This window comes from Leifsonia sp. ZF2019, from assembly GCF_019924635.1.
Classification (GTDB): domain Bacteria; phylum Actinomycetota; class Actinomycetes; order Actinomycetales; family Microbacteriaceae; genus Leifsonia.
Genome location: NZ_CP065037.1, coordinates 949,718 through 969,161, shown reverse-complemented (window position 1 = coordinate 969,161; position 19,444 = coordinate 949,718). Strand labels below are relative to the sequence as shown.

The 19,444-nt window shown below is 72.8% G+C and carries 17 protein-coding genes; 2 read left to right on the top strand and 15 right to left on the bottom strand.

What is annotated here, in order from left to right:
- Window positions 1-22 precede the first annotated feature (22 nt).
- Complete coding sequence (locus tag IT072_RS04915) at window positions 23-1,456, top strand: xylulokinase (protein WP_223359814.1); 1,434 nt, start codon at window positions 23-25, stop codon at window positions 1,454-1,456.
- Window positions 1,457-1,585: 129 nt separating this feature from the next.
- Here the strand turns inward: IT072_RS04915 and IT072_RS04910 are convergent, their stop codons facing one another.
- From IT072_RS04910 to IT072_RS04890, 5 genes are all read right to left on the bottom strand, one after another.
- Window positions 1,586-2,746: a glycerate kinase gene (locus IT072_RS04910; protein WP_223360903.1), complete on the bottom strand. Its 1,161-nt coding sequence runs from the start codon at window positions 2,744-2,746 to the stop codon at window positions 1,586-1,588.
- Window positions 2,747-2,804: 58 nt separating this feature from the next.
- A complete protein-coding gene (locus IT072_RS04905) occupies window positions 2,805-3,698 on the bottom strand; it encodes a sugar phosphate isomerase/epimerase family protein (protein WP_223359813.1) in 894 nt (297 codons plus the stop codon).
- Window positions 3,695-4,861 (bottom strand): dihydrodipicolinate synthase family protein, encoded by a 1,167-nt coding sequence (locus tag IT072_RS04900; protein ID WP_223359812.1) that lies wholly within the window; start codon window positions 4,859-4,861, stop codon window positions 3,695-3,697. Before IT072_RS04900 ends, IT072_RS04905 begins: the two co-directional genes overlap by 4 nt.
- Window positions 4,858-6,018, bottom strand: a complete 1,161-nt coding sequence (locus tag IT072_RS04895) for a Gfo/Idh/MocA family protein (RefSeq protein ID WP_223359811.1) — start codon at window positions 6,016-6,018, stop codon at window positions 4,858-4,860. The genes IT072_RS04900 and IT072_RS04895 overlap by 4 nt, the downstream gene beginning before the upstream one ends.
- A gap of 219 nt (window positions 6,019-6,237) precedes the next feature.
- Window positions 6,238-7,512, bottom strand: coding sequence for an MFS transporter (locus IT072_RS04890; protein ID WP_223359810.1), 1,275 nt, complete (start codon window positions 7,510-7,512; stop codon window positions 6,238-6,240).
- Between the two features lie 178 nt (window positions 7,513-7,690).
- Between IT072_RS04890 and IT072_RS04885 the strand changes: the two genes are divergently transcribed.
- Window positions 7,691-8,359 carry a ThuA domain-containing protein gene (locus tag IT072_RS04885; protein ID WP_223359809.1) on the top strand — a complete coding sequence of 223 codons (669 nt, stop codon included), beginning with the start codon at window positions 7,691-7,693 and terminating at the stop codon, window positions 8,357-8,359.
- 172 nt (window positions 8,360-8,531) lie between these two features.
- Here the strand turns inward: IT072_RS04885 and IT072_RS04880 are convergent, their stop codons facing one another.
- From IT072_RS04880 to IT072_RS04835, 10 genes are all read right to left on the bottom strand, one after another.
- Complete coding sequence (locus IT072_RS04880) at window positions 8,532-9,512, bottom strand: LacI family DNA-binding transcriptional regulator (protein WP_223359808.1); 981 nt, start codon at window positions 9,510-9,512, stop codon at window positions 8,532-8,534.
- 53 nt (window positions 9,513-9,565) lie between these two features.
- A complete protein-coding gene (locus tag IT072_RS04875; protein ID WP_223359807.1) occupies window positions 9,566-10,084 on the bottom strand; it encodes a hypothetical protein in 519 nt (172 codons plus the stop codon).
- Complete coding sequence (aldh, locus tag IT072_RS04870) at window positions 10,081-11,457, bottom strand: aldehyde dehydrogenase AldH (RefSeq protein WP_223359806.1); 1,377 nt, start codon at window positions 11,455-11,457, stop codon at window positions 10,081-10,083. The genes IT072_RS04875 and aldh overlap by 4 nt, the downstream gene beginning before the upstream one ends.
- 73 nt (window positions 11,458-11,530) lie before the next feature.
- Window positions 11,531-12,427, bottom strand: coding sequence for a BadF/BadG/BcrA/BcrD ATPase family protein (locus IT072_RS04865; RefSeq protein WP_223359805.1), 897 nt, complete (start codon window positions 12,425-12,427; stop codon window positions 11,531-11,533).
- Between the two features lie 135 nt (window positions 12,428-12,562).
- Window positions 12,563-13,582 (bottom strand): SIS domain-containing protein, encoded by a 1,020-nt coding sequence (locus IT072_RS04860; protein ID WP_223359804.1) that lies wholly within the window; start codon window positions 13,580-13,582, stop codon window positions 12,563-12,565.
- Window positions 13,579-14,757 carry a Gfo/Idh/MocA family protein gene (locus IT072_RS04855; RefSeq protein ID WP_223359803.1) on the bottom strand — a complete coding sequence of 393 codons (1,179 nt, stop codon included), beginning with the start codon at window positions 14,755-14,757 and terminating at the stop codon, window positions 13,579-13,581. The genes IT072_RS04860 and IT072_RS04855 overlap by 4 nt, the downstream gene beginning before the upstream one ends.
- Window positions 14,754-15,458: a sugar phosphate isomerase/epimerase family protein gene (locus tag IT072_RS04850; protein ID WP_223359802.1), complete on the bottom strand. Its 705-nt coding sequence runs from the start codon at window positions 15,456-15,458 to the stop codon at window positions 14,754-14,756. The genes IT072_RS04855 and IT072_RS04850 overlap by 4 nt, the downstream gene beginning before the upstream one ends.
- Window positions 15,455-17,479, bottom strand: coding sequence for a primary-amine oxidase (locus IT072_RS04845; RefSeq protein ID WP_223359801.1), 2,025 nt, complete (start codon window positions 17,477-17,479; stop codon window positions 15,455-15,457). Before IT072_RS04845 ends, IT072_RS04850 begins: the two co-directional genes overlap by 4 nt.
- On the bottom strand, window positions 17,476-18,276 hold the full coding sequence (locus tag IT072_RS04840) for a GntR family transcriptional regulator (protein ID WP_223359800.1): 801 nt from the start codon (window positions 18,274-18,276) through the stop codon (window positions 17,476-17,478). Before IT072_RS04840 ends, IT072_RS04845 begins: the two co-directional genes overlap by 4 nt.
- Window positions 18,273-19,313 (bottom strand): Gfo/Idh/MocA family protein, encoded by a 1,041-nt coding sequence (locus IT072_RS04835; RefSeq protein ID WP_223359799.1) that lies wholly within the window; start codon window positions 19,311-19,313, stop codon window positions 18,273-18,275. Before IT072_RS04835 ends, IT072_RS04840 begins: the two co-directional genes overlap by 4 nt.
- Window positions 19,314-19,444: the final 131 nt, after the last annotated feature.

Sequence of the window (19,444 nt, the reverse complement as noted above, 5' to 3'; positions counted from 1 at the left end):
TCGATCGTTAGGACACAGTGACGTGACTCTCGTCGCCGGCGTCGACTCCTCGACCCAGAGCTGCAAGGTGGTCGTGCGCGACCTGGAGACCGGCACCCTCGTGCGCAGCGGCCGGGCCGCGCATCCCGACGGCACCGAGGTCGCGCCGGCCGCGTGGTGGGAGGCGCTGACCGTCGCCCTGGAGGCCGCAGGCGGGCTCGACGACGTCGCCGCGATCTCGGTCGCCGGCCAGCAGCACGGAATGGTGGCGCTGGATGCCTCCGGCCGGGTGGTGCGCGACGCGCTGCTCTGGAACGACACCCGGTCCGCGCAGGCCGCCCGGGACCTGATCGCGGAGGTCGGGGCCCCCGCCTACGCGTCGCGCGTGGGCGTCGTGCCGGTCGCATCCTTCACCGCGACGAAGCTCCGCTGGCTGCGGGACGCCGAACCGGAGAACGCCGCGCGCGTCGCCGCCGTCGCCCTCCCCCACGACTGGCTGACCTGGCGGCTGCGCGGCTACGGGCCCGCGGACGAGAGCCCGCTGGGACCGGATCTGGAGTCTCTGACCACCGACCGCTCCGACGCGAGCGGGACGGCCTATTGGAGCGCGGCCCACGGCGCCTACGACCTTGAGCTGTTCGAGCGGGCGCTCGGCCGGCCGGGCCGCGAGGCGGGGACGCCCGGGTCCGCCGACGCGGTCGTGCTGCCGCGGGTGCTGGGGCCGGGCGAGGCTGCGGGACGGACCCCGTCCGGTGTGCTCGTCGGGCCCGGAGCCGGAGACAACGCGGGGGCGGCGCTGGGGCTGGGCGCGGCGGACGGCGACGTCGTCGTCTCCATCGGCACCAGCGGCACCGTCTTCGCCGTCACCGACTCACCCGTCTCCGACGACTCGGGCACCGTCGCCGGCTTCGCCGACGCGAGCGGACTCTCCCTCCCCCTCATCGCGACCCTCAACGCGGCCCGCGTGCTCGACGCCATCGCCCGCCTCCTCGGCGTCGACCACGACGGGCTCGCCGAGCTGGCCCTCACGGCCGAGCCGGGTGCGGGAGGCGTGGTGCTCGTCCCGTACTTCGAAGGCGAACGCACCCCCAACCTCCCGGACGCGACGGCGGGCATCCACGGGCTCACCCTCGCCTCCACCACCCCCGCCAACCTCGCCCGCGCGGCCATCGAGGGGATGCTGTGCGGACTCGCCGACGGCCTCGACGCCGTGCGCGGGGTCGGAGTGACCGAGCAGCGCATCCTGCTGATCGGGGGTGCGGCCCAGAACCCGGCGGTGGCCGCCGTCGCCGCGCAGGTCTTCGACGCCCCCGTCGTCGTCCCGGCCCCTGGCGAGTACGTCGCCGACGGCGGCGCGGTGCAGGCGGCATGGGTGCTGACCGGTGCGCGCCCCACGTGGCCGGTGGAGGCCGCGGCGCCGCTGCCGGTCGACACGCGTGCGGTGATCCGCGAGCAGTACGCGGCGGCGCGGCCGTAGCGGGTGCCGCAGGGCAACTCCGGAGCTGATCTGCGGCACGCCGCTCAGTTGTCCGTTCGAACGGTGGATGTGGGCTGACTCGCGCAGATCTCCGGAATTGCTGCGGCGGGCCGGGTCGGAGCGAGCGGCTCAGGTGCGGGAGGCGAGCGCGGCGCCGGCGGCACGGGCCCAGCGGAGCGGGTCCGCGATCGCGGCGGCGGAGCCCCCGGCGAGGTCGGCGAGCGCGACCGTGTCGGCGAAGCCGGTCGGTTCGGCGGCGATCGCACCGGCCGCGAGCAGCACGGGGACACCGGCGCGGCGCGCCAGCTCGGCCACATGCTCGGGCGCCTTGCCGGACGCGGACTGGCTGTCGTAGCGTCCCTCGCCCGTGATGACGAGGTCGGCAGAGGCGATGCGCGCGGGCAGGCCGAGCGCGTCCGCGACGGCCGGCGCTCCCGCGGTCATGTCGGCGCCCCAGATGCGGAGGCCGAAACCGGTGCCGCCCGCCGCGCCGGTGCCCCGGTCGTCGGCCGAGACCTCCCTCGCACGGACCCCGGCGTCGCCGCGGCCGACATCGCTCAGCCGGCCACTCGCACGCGCACCCGGCACCGCTGCCGCGTCGAGCACCTCCGCGAACCTCGCCAGCCCCGCATCGAGCTGCAGGACGTCCTGCGGGTTCGCACCCTTCTGCGGGCCGAAGACCGCGGCTGCACCCCGCGGACCGAGCAGCGGGTTCGTGACGTCGCTGAGGATGCGCGCGCCGCCGGGAGGAAGCGGACGCATCCCGGTCAGGTCCGCGCGCACCAGGGCGGCCAGGCCGCGGTTGCCGGGGGCGATGTCCGTCCCCGCACCGTCGAGGAGGCGGGCGCCGAGGGCCGTGAGCACCCCCGCTCCCCCGTCGGTCGAGGCGCTGCCGCCGATCGCCAGCAGCAGGGAGGTGGTGCCCGCGTCCACGGCGGCGGCGATCGCCTGGCCGAACCCGATCGTGTGGGCGTCGAACGGCGCGGGAGCGCGCAGCAGCCCGAGGCCGCTGGTCTCGGCGAGCTCGACCACGGCGCTGCCGTCGGGCAGCTCCAGCCAGGAGGCGTCCACGAGGTCGCCGGACGGGCCGAGCACGCGCACCGGGTGTCGGACGGAGCCGGGGACGGCCGCGGCGAACGCGTCCGACGTCCCCTCGCCTCCGTCCGCGGTCGGAGCGAGGACGACCTCGTCACCGGGCCGCACCTCCGCCCATCCGGCGGCGAGCGCCGCGGCGACCTCGGCGGCCGACGCGGAGCCCTTGAACGAGTCGGGGGCGATGACGACGGTCAGGGCGGTCACGTCGCCCACCCTGTCACAGGCTGCCGCGGGAGGACAGCCGCCCGAACGATCACCGCGATCGCGCCGGCGCATCCCGCGCCGGGACGCTGCGCTCGAACGCCCGCACGGTGCGGTCGACGACCTCCACGGGGTCGGCCGCCCAGATCTCGGCGTTGAAGATCTCGACTTCGACATCGCCCGCGTAGCCCGCGGCGTCCACGGCCCCGGTGAGCGAGGCGAAGTCGACGTGACCGTCCCCCATCATTCCGCGGGCGAGGAGGGCGTCCGCAGGGATCGGCGTGAGGAAGTCGCAGACCTGGTAGCTCGCGATGCGTCCCGCCGCCCCGGCGCGCGCGATCTGGTCGAGCACCTGCGGGTCCCACCAGATGTGGAACGTGTCCACCACCACGCCGACGGAGGCCGTCGGAAACGGCTCGGCGAGGTCGAGCGCCTGGCCGAGCGTCGAGACGACCGCACGATCGGCCGCGTACATCGGGTGCAGCGGCTCGATCGCGAGAGTCACCCCGGCGGCGCGGGCGTCGGGCTCGAGCTCGGAGAGCGCGTCGGCGACGCGGGCGCGTGCGCCGACGAGGTCGGTCGACCCGGCGGGAAGGCCGCCGGCGACGAGCACGAGCACCGGGGCGGATCCGGGAGCGCCGGCCGCGGCGAGCGCCGCCGTCTCCTCGATCGCGCGGCGGTTCTCGTCCAGGGCGGCACGCCGGTCCGGGCCCTCGGGCACGGTGAAGAACCCGCCCCGGCAGAGGCTCGACACGCGGAGGCCGCTGCCGCCGACCATCCGCTCCGCCTCCGCGAGCCCCACCTCCGCCACCGGTTCTCGCCACAGGCCGATCGCTTCGACGCCCGCGTCCGCCGTGATCCGCAGGGCGTCGGCCAGGCTCGCGTATTTGATGGTCGCCTGGTTGATCGACAGCCGCGGCGGCACGGCGCCCCCGGGAGCGTTCACGCGTCCACCCCGTTCAGGTGCAGGAGGTCGGTCCAGCGCTGCGCGGCCAGGTCCGGCCGTTCGAGGGCGCCGCACGCCGCCGCCAGCCGCACGATCTCCGACAGGTGCGGGAGGCTGCGCGCCGCGTGGAGGCCGCCCACCATCGTGAAGGAGTCCTGGTGGCCGTTGAGCCAGGAGAGGAACGCGACGCCGGTCTTGTAGTAGTAGGTCGGCGCCGCGAAGATCTGCCGGGAGAGTGCCTCTGTCGGGCCGAGGATGCTCCGGTAGCGGGCCGCATCCCCGGCGTCGAGAGCACGGATCGCGGCGGACGCGCTCGGGGCAAGAGCCGCGAACGCGCCGAGCAGCGCGTCCGAGTGCACGTCGCCGTCGCCCTCGATCAGGCCGACGTAGTTGAAGTCGTCTCCGGTGAACATCCGCACGCCCTCGGGCAGGCGGGAGCGCAGCGCGACCTCGGCGTCGGCGTCGAGGAGGCTCATCTTGATGCCCGCGACCTTGTCGCCGCCGGCCTCGATGATGCGCAGCACGGTGTCCGCGTCGCCGAAGTAGCCCGCGAGCGCCGGATCGAACGCCTCGCCGAGCCAGTGCAGCACGACGGGGGCGCCGGCCGCGGCGAGCACCTCGCGGTACACGCGCTCGTAGTCTGCCGGGGACTGCGCGGCGCGGGCGAGGTGGCGACTCGCCATGAGCACGACACCGGCCCCCGCATCCTCGGTGAAGTGCAACTGCTCGACATAGGCGTCGATCACGGCGCCGAGCGGGATGACCGGCTCGTCCACGTGGTCGGTGTTCACGCCCGCGACGACGGAGCCGCCGACGGCGCGCGCCTCGGCCGCACTGCGCGTGATGAGCTCGCGCGTCGCCGACGCATCCAGGCCCATGTTGCGCTGGGCGGTGTCCATCGCGTCCGCGACGCCGAGGCCCCAGCCGTAGACGTGACGGCGGAAGGCGAGCGTCGCGTCCCAGTCGATCTCGGCGGGCGCGCCGGGCACGTTGTCGGCCCACGGCTTCGGGATGACGTGTGCGGCCGCGTAGGCGACTCGCGAACGCAGCGGGGCCTCTGGGCGCTCGGCGGCGTCCGGGGCGCGGAGGTCGGTGGCGGAGGTCGTGCCGTCGGAGTTCAGAAGGGGGACGGCGCGCACGGCGACGTCGGCGGCGGTCGTCATCGGGCCACCTCGGGCAAGCGCACCGGGGCGAGGTCGATGCGGCGGCCCTCGCGCGACGAACGCAGTCCCTCCTCGGCCAGCTGCACGCCGCGGGCGCCGGCGAGGAAGTCGAAGCGGTTGGGGGCGTCCTCGAGCACGTGGCGGAGGAACTCCTCCCACTGCGTCTTGAAGCCGTTCTCGAACACCTCGTTGGCCGGGGACTCGATCCAATCGCCGTCGTAGTCGTGCTCGTCGGCGAGGTCGGGGTTCCAGACCGGCTTGGGCGTCGCGTTGCGCGGCTGGATCTTGCAGCCGAACAGGCCGACGACCGCGCTGCCGTGGGTACCGTCCACCTGGAACTCGACCAGCTCGTCGCGGTTCACGCGCGTCGTCCAGCTGGAGTTGAGCTGCGCGGTCACGCCGCCGGCGAGCTGGAAGATCGCGTAGGCGGCGTCATCCGCGGTCGCGGCATACGGGTGGCCCTGCTCGTCGACGCGCTCGGGGATCTCGGTGACCGCCTGCGCGTACACCGACTCCACCCGGCCGAAGAGGTTCTCGAGCACGTAGCTCCAGTGCGGGAACATGTCGACGACGATGCCGCCGCCGTCTTCCGCGCGGTAGTTCCAGCTGGGGCGCTGCGCCGCCTGCCAGTCGCCCTCGAACACCCAATATCCGAACTCGCCGCGCACCGAAAGGATGCGGCCGAAGAAGCCGGAGTCGATGAGGCGCTTGAGCTTGCGCATCCCGGGCAGGTAGAGCTTGTCGTGCACGACGCCGTTCTTGATGCCGGCCTCCTCGGCCAGGCGGGCGAGCTCGAGCGCCTCCTCGAACGACTCGGCGGTCGGCTTCTCGGTGTAGATCGCCTTGCCTGCCGCGATGGCCCTGCGGATCGCCGTGCTGCGCGCCTTGGTGACGAGGAAGTCGGCGTAGATCTGCCAGCGGTCGTCCGCCAATGCCGCGTCGAGGTCGGTCGTGTAGTGCTCGATGCCGTGGCGCCGCGCCAGCTCGGCCAGCTTCTCCTCGCTGCGCCCGACCAGGATCGGCTCGACCTGCACGCGCGTGCCGTCGGAGAGCAGCACGCCGCCCTGTTCCCGGATGGCGAGGATCGACCGCACCAGGTGCTGCCGGTAGCCCATGCGCCCGGAGACGCCGTTCATGATGATGCCGATCGACGACACGTGTACTCCTTTGTGCTCATGCGAGGTGCCCGCCCGATCCGTCAGGAAAGCGCTTACCCGACGGTACCCCGCACCCCCGCCACCGCGCAACCCTCGCTGTCTCCCCACCCTCCCCTCGCCCCTCCCCTCGCCGAGGTTCACGTCGTTGCGGTCATGAGCGCCGAATGGGCACAACGTCGTGAACCTCGGCGCCCGGTGAGGTGGGGGGCGGGGCGCGCCTCACCCGGCCGCCGGGGCCTCCTGCGCACTCTCGGCGGTGAACGAGACGGCGTGGGCCTGTTTGCCGAATGCCGTGAGCAGGATGACCGCGACCGCCGCCATCCCGACGGTGGAGGCCATCGCCCACGGGTAGCCCCACTGCGGCGCGAGCGCCTGCTGGATCGGCAGGTTGAAGGCCGCGATGACATTGCCCAGCTGGTACGTCACGCCCGGGTAGAAGCCGCGGATCGCGTTCGGCGACATCTCGTTGAGGTGCGCCGGGATCGCACCCCACGCCCCCTGCGTCGTGAACTGGATGAGCGCGGAGCCCAGGCACAGCATCCCGGCCGTCGTCGAGAACGCGAAGATCGGGATGATCGGGAGCGTCAGCGCTGCCCCGAGAATGATGGTCGCCCTGCGCCCCCAGCGATCCGACAGCGAGCCGAGCACGATGCACCCGATGATCGCACCCACGTTGTACACGACGGCGATCCACCCGGCCGCCGCGGCATCCAGGCCCGCCCCGCCGTTGTCGGTCGCTTTGAGGAAGGTCGGGTAGATGTCCTGCGTGCCGTGACTCATCCAGTTGAAGGCCGCCATCAGGAGCACGAGGTAGACGAACCGGCGAAGCACCTTCCCGTCGAAGAACACCCGGCGGATCGAGCTCCCGCTCGCCCGCAGCTTGTCACGCGTCGTCTCCCACACCTCGGACTCGCGCACCCGCGACCGGATGATGAGGGAGATGAGCGCCGGCAGGATGCTGAGCGCGAAGAGCCAGCGCCAGCTCAGACCGAAGACGGAGTGGACCAGCAGGAACGCGAGCGCGGCGAGCAGGTACCCGGCCGAGTAGCCGGCCTGGAGGATTCCCGAGTACAGTCCGCGCCGGGTGCGCGGGACCTTCTCCATCGTGAGGGCGGCGCCGAGTCCCCACTCGCCGCCCATCCCGATGCCGTACAGCAGGCGAAGGATGAACAGCACCGTGAAGTTCGGCGCGAACGCGCAGAGGAAGCCGACCACCGAGTAGAAGCAGACGTCGGCGATCAGCGGGATGCGCCGCCCGACCCGGTCGGCCCACAGGCCGAAGAGGTACGCGCCGACCGGCCGCATGACGAGCGTGATGGTGGTCAGGAAGGCCATCTGCTCGAGCGGGACACCGAATTCGGCGCCGATGTCGGCGTAGACGAGCACGATGATGAAGTAGTCGAAGGCGTCCATCATCCAGCCCAGCAGGGACGCGGCGAACGCGTTGCGCTGATCGGGGCTCAGGCGCGTGGAGGCGACGGCGGCGTCGGACACGGTTTCTCCTCACGATCGTCGGTGATCGGCGGCAACGCGCGAGAAAGCGCTTGCCGGATGGTCACCGTAGACCTGAGAACGCGCGTGTCAACCCGGCCCGGCTCCCGGGTCCCGGGCGCGCGCGGCGTTGGCATCCGCGGCGGAGAGCGCTTACCATCGCGGTGACCGAGAGGACTCCATGCGCGCGCTCATCCTGACCGGCTCCGGCCGCTACGCCGACCCCTGGCACCCCTTTGCCGAGACGTCGGCCCGACTGGCCGACGTCCTGCGCGGGCAGGGCCTGGACATGGAGATTTCGGGCGAGGTCGACGCGCGCATGGCCGCCCTCGTCGCCCGCGAGCGCGACCCCGACCTCCTGGTGCTCAACATCGGGGACCCCGCGCACACCGGCACCCCGGACCCCGAAGCGGAAGCCGCGGGACGCGAGGGGCTGCTCGCCCACCTGGGCCGCGGGCGGCCGCTGCTCGTCTCGCACGTCAGCTCGACGTCGCTGCGGGGCGTGCCCGAGTGGGAGGCGATCCTCGGCGGGGTGTGGGTGCGCGGCACGACGTTCCACCCGGACTACGGGCGCGCGACGATCCTGGTGCATCCGGAGCGGGACGAGATCGTCGCCGGGCTGGACGACTTCACCGTCGACGACGAGCGGTACACCGATCTCCGCGTCGATCCCGCGGTCGTCGCCCTGGCCTCCCACGCGCACGACGGTCGGGAGCATCCCCTGATGTGGACGCGGCGGTACGGCGACGCGAAAGTCTTCTACGACGCCCTCGGTCACGACGCGGCGTCGTACGACGCGCCGACCCACCGCGAGATCCTCGCCCGCGCCACCGGCTGGCTCCTCTCCTGAGCCGACCGGGCGCCGACGCGCGCCCGGCACCGACACGCGCCCGGCGCCGACACGCGCCCGGCACCGACACGCGCCCGGCGCCGCAGGGGGGTCGCATTCTGCCGCTTCGGCGTCGTCGGAACGACGGAATGCGACCCCTCTGTGCACTGTAGAGCCGGCGCGACGACCCAGCTCAGCGGCGCGGGGTGGAGGCGCGGAGGCGGACCTCGGCGGGGACGGGCGCCGCGGGAGCGGCCTCGTCGGCGAGGGCCAGCTCGAGCGCGCGGGCGCCGAGGTCCGCGAGCGGCAGGGACACGGAGGTGAGGGCTGGCGTCACGTCCGCCACGAGGGGGATGTCGTCGAAGCCCGCGACGCCGATGTCGGCACCGGGCGCAATCCCGGCCTCCCGCAGCGCGGCCATCGCCCCGATGGCCATGACGTCGCTGACGGCGAAGACGCCGTCGGGCCGAGCGCCCGACGCGAGCAGCTCCGTCATGGCCCGGTGGCCGCCCTCGCGCGTGAAAGCGGCGTGCACGACCGTGGCGGAGGGGACCACCGAGCGGAAGCCCTCGACACGGTCGCGCACCGTGATGAGCTCCCCCGGGCCGGCGAGGATGGCGACATCCGCGTAGCCGAGCCCGCGCAGCGATGTCGCGAGCGCCGCCGCACCGCCGCGGTTGTCCACGTCGACGGTCCGAAGCCCGGGCGCACCGGACCCGATGACGGCCACGCGGTCGGGGTCGCCGACCCGCGTCTCCGCATCCGCGACGCGACTGCCGGCGAGGACGACGGCACGCGGTCGCTGTCCGCGCAGAGCGTCGAGCGCGGCCTCCTCGCGCGCCGTCGAGTCCGGGCCCGCGTAGGGACCGGTCGCGGTGATCGTCACCACCAGCCCGCGCTCGTCCGCCACCCGGACGACACCGGACGAGATGGCGGCGAAGTACGGGTCGGCGATGTCGCCCACCACGAGCGCGACGAGGTTGCTGGTGCCCCGGGCGACGGCCTGCGCCTGCACGTTGGCGCTGTAACCGAGGTGCCGGGCGGAGGCGAGGACGCGCTCCTGCAGCTCCGGGTTCACCTTGCGCGCGCTGCCGTTGAGGGCGCGGGACGCGGTCGCGAGCGAGACCCCCGCGTGCGCGGCGACATCGGACAGGGTGGGGGCGTTCTCGCTCACACGCCCAACCTACCGGCGTACCGGTCGGCGGGGCGAGGCGTGGCGCGGCGCTGTCACATCACGGCCATGACGGCGAGCATCCCACCGCAGGCGACCGCCGAGACGAGCGTGTGCGGGCGCACCACCCGCCGGGCGAGCAGGATGCGCGCGACGAGCCAGCCGCACACGGCGCCCGCGATGAGCGCACCGGCGAGTGCTTCCGTGGCGAGGCTCCCGCCGAGATGGTGGTGGGTGACGGAAGCCCCGGAGCCGGGCGCAGGCACGGATGTCGTCGCGGCGAAGGCTGCTCCCACCATCGCGAGCAGCATGGCCCACAGATCGACGACGTGCTCGCGCGCCCACGCCGACGTCCGCGCCGCCCGGGCGTACACGCAGGACAGAACGGCGAGCGCGATTGCTGCGCCGCACAGAGCGGCCGCGCTTCCCGCGGCGCACGCCCACACCATCGCCGCCGCAGGAGGCAGCTCGTGCGCCAGCGCGATGAGCAGACCGTGCCGTCCGATGAGCAGACGCCTGCCGAGCGGGAGGTGCGGGGCACGCGCTCCGCCCTCCCGTCCCGCTGCCGCGGTCACGCCCGCCAGACCGTCTTCACGTTGGTGAACTCGCGAATGCCCAGCGCGGACAGCTCGCGGCCGTAGCCGGAGTCCTTCACTCCGCCGAACGGCAGCTGCGGGAACGAGGCCGTCAGCCCGTTGACGAAGACGCCGCCCGCGTCGATGCCGTTCTGGAAGGCGTCGGCCTCGGCGTCGTCGTTCGTCCAGACGCTCGAGCTGAGGCCGAACTCGGAGTCGTTGGAGCGCTCGATCGCCTCCTCGGCAGAGGAGACCGCGTACAGGCAGGCGACCGGCCCGAAGCACTCTTCGCGGAAGATGCGCATCTCGGGGGTCACGTCGCGCAGCACCGTCGCCGGGTAGAACCAGCCGGGGCCGTCCGGCAGCTCGCCACCCGTCAGCACGGTCGCGCCCTTGGCGATGGCGTCGGCCACCAGTTCGTGCGTGTCGCGGCGCACCTGCTCGGTCGCGAGCGGACCGAAAGAGGTCGCCTCGTCGAACGGGTCTCCCGTCACCTGGGCGCGCATCCCGGCGACGAAGGCCTCCTCGAAAGCGTCGTAGACGTCGGCGTGCACGTAGTAGCGCTTGGCCGCGATGCAGCTCTGCCCGGAGTTCTGGACGCGCGCGTTCACTCCCGCCGTCGCGGCGGCCGCGATATCGGCGGACGGCATGACGACGAAGACGTCCGTGCCGCCGAGCTCGAGCACCGACTTCTTGATGTTGCGCCCGGCCGCCTCCGCCACTGCGGACCCCGCGCCCACGGAACCGGTCAGGGTCACGGCGCGGATGCGGCGGTCGTCGATCAACGGAGCGACCGCACCGCCCTCGACCAGCACCGTCTGGAACGCACCCGCCGGGAATCCGGCGCGCTCGAACAGCGAGCCCAGGTAGAGGGCGCTCTGCGGCACGCTCGACGCGTGCTTCAGGATGCCGGTGTTGCCGGCCATGAGTGCGGGCGCGGCGAACCGGACGACCTGCCAGAAGGGGTAGTTCCACGGCATCACCGCGAGCACGGTGCCGATCGGCTGGTAACGCACGCTCACGGCGGACGCCCCGACATCCCCCGCGGCGACGGGGTGCTCGTCGGCCAGGTACATGGCGGCGTGGTCGGCGTACCACCGCATGCCGCGGGCCGACTTGGCGACCTCGTACTTCGCGGTTCCGATGGTCTTGCCCATCTCGGTGGTCACGAGGGCGGCGACCTCGTCGAGCTCGGCATCCAGGAGGTCCGCGGCGGCGTGCATCCACGCGGCGCGCTCCTCGAACGTGGTCGCGGCGAGTTGCCGGTAGGCGGCCTCCGCAGCGGCGAGGATCCCCTCCAGCTGCTCGGGCGTGTGCGGCTCGAAGGTCGTGAGGGTCTCGCCGGTGGCGGGATTGACGGTGGCGATGGCCATGTGCTGACTCCTTTGTTCTACGTGGCTGGGTTCGGGACGGTTGGGGAGGCGGCACTCGGCCGCCGGAGGGAGCTCAGGCGACCAGGCGGCGCGCCAGCTCGACGGCTCCGGCGACCGGGGCGTCCGTCAACGGCACGACGGCGAGTCCCGGCCGGGTCGCGTCGAGGGCTCGCGTGAAAGCGGCGAGGAGCCGCGGCTGGTGCACGAAGACGCTCCCGGCCACGACGACGTCGGACCCCGCAGCGCCGCGCGCGACGAGGCGGTCCACCAGAGCGGCAAGGTTCTGCCCGGCGCTCTCGATCACGCCGACCGCCAGCACCGAGCCCGCATCCGCCGCGGCGAACACGGCGACCGCGCGCGGCCCCCAGTTCTCGGGCGTCGGATCGTCGTTCACGGCGCGCGCCAGCGCCGGAGCCGCGTCGACCCCGAAGGCGCGCACGAGCGCGGAGAGCAGTCCGTCGTCCGGGGCGCCTTCGTCGTCCGCGCGCAGGGCGGCGACGGTGGCTTCGCGCACGATGGCGGGCGCCCCGCCCTCGTCGCCGAGCACCCAGCCCCATCCCCCGGCGAAGAGGGTGCGACCGGACGCGTCGGAGCCGACCGCGATGGAGCCCGTGCCCGCGATCACACCGATGCCGGACTGCAACCCGGCGGCCGGGACGAGCAGCTGGGCGTCGTTCACCACGGCGGCCCGGTAGCCGAGCCCGCCGAGCTCCTCCTGCAGCTCGCGGGCGTGCTCCTCGGTATCGAGCCCCTGGGCGCCGACCCCGAGAGCGGCGACGGTCGAGCCCTCGGGGAGCACGCGCCGGATGCGCGCGTGCAACCACCGAGCGGCATCGCCCGCCGGCGAAGCGCTCCATTCCTCCGCCGGCAGGGCGACGTCGACGACGCGCGAGCCGTCAAGGGCCTCCGCGCGCACGCCGAGCTTGGTGCCTCCGGCATCCAAGCCCACGATCAATTCCGCCCCCGTCACGACAGGCCTCCCGCTTGGTGGCAGCGCCGCACAGGGGCATCCAAGCCCACGATCAAAGTGCCTCTCATGACGCGCCTCCCGCTGGGTGGCAGCGACCAACAGGGGCATGCAAGCCCACGATCAATTCCGCCCCCGTCATGCCGCGCCCCCCGCGTCCACGGGGACCTTCGTGTCCGCGTTGTGGAACACGAACTCCTCGATGTCCACGCCGCGCACGTCCGCGACGGCGCCGACGAGGAGCTGCATCACGAGCGCTTCGAGGATGGCGCGCTGCGGGGCGGGCAGCTTGGGCAGCCGCACCGGGTGGAGCGTGCGCGAGCCGGTGATCTCCTCGCCCGTGATCAGGACGACGTGATGGCCGGCATCGGCGAGCGTCGTGGCGAGGTCGAGCTCGCGGCTGTCGCCGAAGACCACGTGCACGCCGTCGCCCGCCGACTCCATCGAGCCGTGCAAGTACTGGCGGGTGCTCATGCCGGTGGCGGGGATGCGCGCCACTTCACGGAAGAGCAGGGCTCCCGCCTCCGCGGAGCCGACCGCGGGGCCGGCACCGACGAAGTCGCTCGACGAGACGGTCGCGAACAGCTCGGCCAGGGCCGTGACCGGCGCGGCGAGGCGGTCCTCCGCCTCCGCGAACCGGGCGGCGAGGGTGGACCAGCCGGGGTCGGGGGCGCCGCCCTGCCAGCTGTCGGCGAGCATGCCGAGTGCGGCGACCGTGGCCGTGTAACCGAGGGTCGAGGCGTAGCTGTCGGCCAGGTTGCCCAGGGTGAGGGTGGAGGCGATGCGACCGATCGGCGACGGCTCGCTGTTCACGACCGCGAACCGCAGCTCCTCCGGCACCGATTCGAGCACGGCGAGCGTCTCGGCGCTGCGCCCGCTCTGCGAGATCCCGACGATCGGGTGCACGCTCTCGGGGAACGGCAGCGGGTAGTCCCCCGCGCCCAGCCGCCACGAGTGGATGCCGCGCGAGCGCAGCGCCCACACCGGGGCGCAGGCCGCGGCGAGGCTGGCACCGATGCCCACGAAGATCGGGCCGGGGCCGGTGAGCTGCCCGAGCCCGGCGCGTGCGCCCACCTGGTCGGCGATCAGCGGGATCGCGCGCCCCAGCTCCTCGGCCTGCGTCGCGCGGGCGGACGCGAAAGTGATGTACCCGTTCATCGGACTCCCCTTGCTGATGCCGGGAGGTCGCCCTCCGGCGTGGATGGTGCGGACCCGCCGGCCGTCGATGCCGTCGATGCCGTCGGATCCCAGTCGGCCGGCAGTGGCTCGACGGTGGGGGCGGTGCTCCCGATCGCGACGGCGGCGCCGGTGGCCGCCGACCGTTCGATGGCGAGCATGACCTCCAGGGCGTGGAATGCCAGCTCCCCCGACGCGCGAGGCGGCCGTCCCGCACGCAGAGCGCGGGCGAGCTCGAGCACTCCGACGCCCCGTTCGCGGTGCACGCCGGGAGGCGCGACCTCGACCCAGTCGGTCTCCCGGTCGTCGCCGGCGAGCACGCGGGTCGGGCCGTCGAAGCCGCTGACCGGGACCTCCAGCACGCCGTCGGCGCCGGTGATCTCGAAGGCCTGACGGCGGCGCGGCGAGTCGAAGCTGTAGACGGAGGTCCCGACCACGCCGGAGGCGAAACGCGTCAGCACGCTGAGGTGCGTATCCACCTCGACCGGGAACCGCGCTCCCGCGTCCGGCCCGGAGCCGACGACGCGTTCGGCGCGCGGTCGCTGTCCGACGGCCTGGACCGAGGCGATCGGGCCGAGCAGCTGGATCATGGTGCTCACGTAGTACGGGCCGATGTCGAACAGCGGCCCGGCCCCGCGCGCGAACAGGAACTGCGGCCGAGGGTGCCAGGAGTCCGGTCCCGGGCCCTGCATCAGTGTGAGCAGCGTGCGCGGCGCGCCGACGGCGCCATCCGCGAGCAGCCGGTGCGCGTTCTGGATGCCCTCGCCCAGGATGGTGTCGGGCGCGTTCGCGACCACCACCCCGGCGGCACGGGCCGCATCGAGCACCTCGCGGGCGCTCGCCAGATCGAGCGTGAGCGGCTTCTCGCCCCACACATGCTTGCCGGCCGCGATGGCCGCGAGGGCCACCTCGGCGTGCGCGGCGGGGATCGTCAGGTTGACCACGATCTCCACGTCCTCGCGGGCGAGGAGCGGGTCGACCGTCGTCGCGACCGGCACGCCGAAACGCTCGGCCTGCGCTCGCGCCCGATCCGGGTCCAGGTCGGCGATGGCGACGACGCGCACGTCCGGGTACGTCGCCAGGGAGCGCAGGTACTCATCGGAGATGTTGCCCGCCCCGACGATCCCGACGCCGGTCGGGACGACGGCGCCGCTCATGCGCGCACCAGCCCGCGGAAGAAGGCGGCGTTCCGCTCGATCAACGGGAAGACGTCGCCCTCGTGCACGACCACCTCCACCACCGGCAGCTCCAACGAGCCCGCGAGCCCGACCGCCTCGGCGACGTCGAACGGGTTCGTGCCCTCCTCCTTCACGTGCAGGTAGCGCACGCGATCGCCGAGCTTCGGCAGAAGGGCCAGCACATCCTCACCCCCGACGGCGGCCCAGTACGTGTCGAGCTCCAGCACGACGGCCGGGTCGAGGGCGTCGACGAGCACGTCGTAGGCCGTCCGCTCGCCGATGCGCTGCGCGAACTCGAAGTCGTGGTTGTGATAGCCGAGGCGGATCCCCCGATCTGCGGCGACCGGCACGATGGCGTTGATCGCGTCGGCCAGGGCGAGCACGCCGTCGCGCTCCGCGATGCTCGCGGGCGCCACAAAGGGCACGATGACCGTCCCGATCCCGAGCCGCTCGGCGGCGTCGAGCACCCGGTCGCGGTCGAGCTCCGTAATCTTGGCGTGCGCAGTGTCCGTCTGGAGACCGGCCGCGTCGAGGGCGGCGTTCAGCCCCTCGGTGTCGCTCAGGATGTCGTAGGGCTCCGCGTGGGTGAAGCCGTAGCCGGCGAGTCTCGCCAGGGTGCCGGGGAGCGCCTCCGGCCCGATGTCGTCGCGGACGCTGTACAGCTGGATGCCGAGGCTCATGCTCCGTGCCCTTCGCTCTCGTGGCCGACCGGCGCCTCGTGCGCGCCGAGGGCCTCGTGCGCGGCATGATCGTGGTGGCCGCCGTGCTCGTGGTGACCGGGCGCGCAGTGGTCGCCCACCGATTCCGGGATGTCCATCGTCGGGTTCGCGCCGAAGAACCCGTGCGGCTTCAGCACGAAGCCGGCCGTGTCGACGGGCATGATCGGCCAGTCCTCGATACGGGGGAAGTGCGTGAGGCCGAAGGTGTGCCAGAGCACGATGTCGGCGTCCTCGACCGGGCGGTCCGCAGCCGTCCACGCGGGCAGACCCGCGCCTCCCGGGTGCATGTTCACGAAGTCACCGGCCGGATAGAGTTCGGCGGGCTCGTACGGCGTCACCCACAGGTGCTTGGCCGAGTAGGTCGCGCGGGCGTGGATGTCGGACTCCTCATCCGCCAGCAGCGCCGGCTGTCCCTCCGGATAGAGCACGTAGCCCACGTCGCGGCCGAGGCGGTTCTGGACGTGCGGGTTCGACACCAGCCAGACGCGGCCGCGCGCGTTGTCGGCCATCCGCTGCGCCTCCTTCTCGGTGCGAAGGCGGACGACGGTCTGAGTGATCCCGGTGCCCGTGGGGTTCGCCGGGCCCCGCGGCACGAGGGCCGCCTCCAGCTCATCGACGCTGTTGCCGAGTCCGTCGACCATCATGTCGAGGCGGGCGGAGAACAGGTGCTGGTGGTACGGAGCACCGAGGCCCGGCGCGAGCTCGGAGGCGTACGCGTAGCCCGGCCCGGGGTACGCCGAGGTGAAGACGACGCCCGTCGCCTTGACCTCCAGCTCGATCGCGCCGTCGAGGGAGAAGTACAAGCCGTAGTCGTAGTTGCCGACGGTGACGAAGAAGCTGACCACGAGGCGCCGGTTGCGGCGGGAGTCGCTCGAACCGTTCCAGTTGTCGAAGTGCTTCCAGAGGATCCCGGTGTCCTCCTCGTGGATGCAGATGGCCTGCGGGATCACGCGCACGTTCCCCGCGTTGTCGGCCAGCGTGGCATCCAGGTAGGTGATGTCGCCGACGCAGTCGCAACCCAGCTCCAGCGAGTTGGCGAAGCCGCCGAGCAGGTACTCGCCGCAGTCGAAGAAGTTCTGGAACCAGCGCTGCGGGCTCGGATCGCCGTACGGCACCATCATCTCGGCGATGGAGGCGCGGTAGAGCACCGGGCGCTGCACGCCATCGTCGTCGATCGAGACGTTGTGGAAGACGAGTCCTTCGCGCTGGTCGAACGACACCTGGAGCTCCCAGCCCGCCCAGGACAGCACGCCGTCCTCGTCGACGGTGAAGCTCGGCCCCTCCGGCTGGGTGATCTCGATCGGCTTCAGCCCCGCGCGCGGCGGCGTGCCGACCCACTCCGGGAGGTGGAAGTTGCCGTCCTCCTCCGGCACCGGGAACTCGACGTAGTCGATCACGTCGAGCACCTCCCGCGTGACGACGTCGACCATCACGGTGACGCCGTCCACGGGGTGCGCCCAGCCGAGGTCGTCCGGGGTCTTCTGCACGAAGGTGAAGCAGCGCTGGATGCGGCGCCCGGCCTCCTCCGGTGCGAGCACGCCCGCCGAGAGGGGGTTGACCCGCAGCGTCGAGAGGTCGGTGAGGCCGCGCTTGGCCATCGCGGCGAGCCAGCGCTCGTCCTGGTGCACGATCTCCTCGACCAGGCCGAACTCGGCGAGCACGACGGGCACCTGCCCGTCGGCGGGGTCGAGCTCGACGGCCGAGACCAGGCGGTCCTCCGCCGGGCAGACGACGGCGTCGTGGGAGGCGCCGGAGGCCAGGTCGACGAGCATGGCGCGGAAGCGGCGCGGCGCGGGCGCGGTGCCCGGAGCGAGCAGCGTCCGCTTGTCCTGCTCCAGCAGACCGAAGTACGACACGTGCGTGTCGGGCCCGAGCAGACCCTCGCGCTGGAGGATCGCCCGCGCGGCGTCCACCTCCTCCGGGCGGAGGGAGGCGAGGGCGGCGGCGACGGTCGTCGTCGCGGGCGTGGCGGTGGCGGTCACGGTGTCTCCGTTCGGTTGTGGCGGGCGAAGTAGGTGCGCAGACGGTAGCGGTCTCCCGCGTACTGCACGGTGGAGGCGAGCACGGCGCGCTCCGAGCGGTTGCGCACCACCTGGTGCATGACGAGCGTGGGAGTGCCCGCCTCGACGCCGAGCTGCGCGGCGATGTCGGGCCCGGCCTCCCGAGCCTCGATGGTGGTCTCGGCGTTGGCGAGCTCGTTGCCCGCCGCGGTCAGCGCCTCGTAGAGGGAGGCGGTCGCGAAGTCGTGCGCGTCGGCGTCCGGGAGCAGCGCGGCCGGGATGAGCGCCCAGTCGAGGGCGATCGGCACGCCGCCGAGCATCCGCACCCGGCCGAGCCGGAACAGCGGAAGGCCGGGTGCGATGCCGAGCAGCTCGGCGTCGTCGATGGTCGAGGGCGCGATGCGCGCCTGGAGCACGCGCGAGGTGGCCTCCAGCCCCATCCGCTCGGCCGTCTCGCTGAACGACTCGAGGCTGTTCGGCCACTCGTTGCGCGTGTCCGCGCCGCCCGAGACATACCAGCCGCGCCCGTGCGAGGAGGCGAGCGCGCCGTCTTCGACCAGCGCCTGGAGAGCCTTACGGAGGGTCACGCGGCTGATGCCGAGCAGCCGGCAGAGCTCGCGCTCGGGAGGGAGCCGGCTGCCGGAGCGCAGCTCACCGCTCGCGATCCGCTCGCGCACGGAGTCGGCCGCCTGCACCCACAGGGGCTCGGGATGATCCGTGCGGACGCCCGGCTGGCCGAGGGCCAGTCCGGGCGCCGCCGCCTCTGGTGTCTGCGTCATCGCTCGAGGCTCACCGTCTCCCAGACGCCGGTGCGCATCGAGGTGTAACAGGCGTCGAGGATGCAGTTGACGACGAAACCATCGTCGAAGGTCTCGTCCGGAGTCGCGCCGGCGGCGAAGCGCTCGACGAAGTGGCGCATCTCCTGGCTGAAGCCGTAGGCGCGGGCCTCCTCCGGAACCGGGTACACCCAACCGGTCTCGGCGTCGGCCTTCTCGACGAGGTAGCCGGCCGGGTTCTCGATGAAGCCCCACACCGGGGTGTGGGAGGTGTCGGTGACCAGGCGCCCGGCCGTTCCGACCAGTTCGTGGCGCAGTTGCATGCCGCCCTTCTCGATCCACGAGGACTCGATCTGCGCCAGCTGGCCGCCGGCGAACTTCAGGAGTGCGATGGCGGTGTCCTCACCTGCGGTCTTGTCGGAGTGGACCATGGTCGCGCCCCAGGCGAAGACCTCGGTGACCTGGTTGTCCTTGCCGAAGAAGTGGCGGGCCGACTCGACGGTGTGGCAGCCCATGTCGAGCAGGGCGCCGCCTCCCGCCGTCTCGGCGTCCCAGAAGTGCGCGGCGTGCGGGCCGGAGTGTGCCTCCCGGGCCCGCATGGTCAGCGGCTCGCCGATAGCGCCGGCGGTGACCATCTGGTGCGCCTTCGCGATGTTGGGAGAGAAGACGGAGCTCTCCGCGTAGCCGTGCCAGACGCCGGTCTCTCGCACGATGCGGACGATCTCGGCGGCTTCGGCTCCCGTGCGGGCGAGCGGCTTGGTGCACACGATGCCCTTGCCTGCCTCGGCGGCGATCCGCACCGCCTCCACGTGCGCCTCGTTCGGGAGCGCGATCACGACGAGGTCGATCTCCGGGTCGGCGCAGAGCGCTGCCATGTCGTCGTACTGCCGGGCGATGGGGCCCCACTTCTCCGCGAAGGCTTCGGCGCGGCCGAGATCGCGGGAGTAGGCGGCGACGATCTCGGCTCCGCGGACGTCTTGCAGGGCGTCCGCGTAGGTGTCGGCGATGAAACCGGAACCGAGAAGACCGACTCGAATCACATTTCCTCCTGTGGGCGGTGGTGTTAGTCATAGTAGCCATGTGGTACGCATTTGGTCTATATCAATCGCGGAATACTTGCAGAGGCAAAATACCTCTTGCTACCTCCAAGTACCTCTATGTATGCTCCCGC

Bases quoted from the DNA above. Each gene is read 5' to 3' on its own strand.
- IT072_RS04900 (WP_223359812.1), bottom strand. From the start codon at position 4,861: ATGACGACCGCCGCCGACGTCGCCGTGCGCGCCGTCCCCCTTCTGAAC.
- IT072_RS04885 (WP_223359809.1), top strand. From the start codon at position 7,691: ATGCGCGCGCTCATCCTGACCGGCTCCGGCCGCTACGCCGACCCCTGG.
- aldh (WP_223359806.1), bottom strand. From the start codon at position 11,457: ATGGCCATCGCCACCGTCAATCCCGCCACCGGCGAGACCCTCACGACC.
- IT072_RS04860 (WP_223359804.1), bottom strand. From the start codon at position 13,582: ATGAACGGGTACATCACTTTCGCGTCCGCCCGCGCGACGCAGGCCGAG.
- IT072_RS04855 (WP_223359803.1), bottom strand. From the start codon at position 14,757: ATGAGCGGCGCCGTCGTCCCGACCGGCGTCGGGATCGTCGGGGCGGGC.
- IT072_RS04850 (WP_223359802.1), bottom strand. From the start codon at position 15,458: ATGAGCCTCGGCATCCAGCTGTACAGCGTCCGCGACGACATCGGGCCG.
- IT072_RS04840 (WP_223359800.1), bottom strand. From the start codon at position 18,276: ATGACGCAGACACCAGAGGCGGCGGCGCCCGGACTGGCCCTCGGCCAG.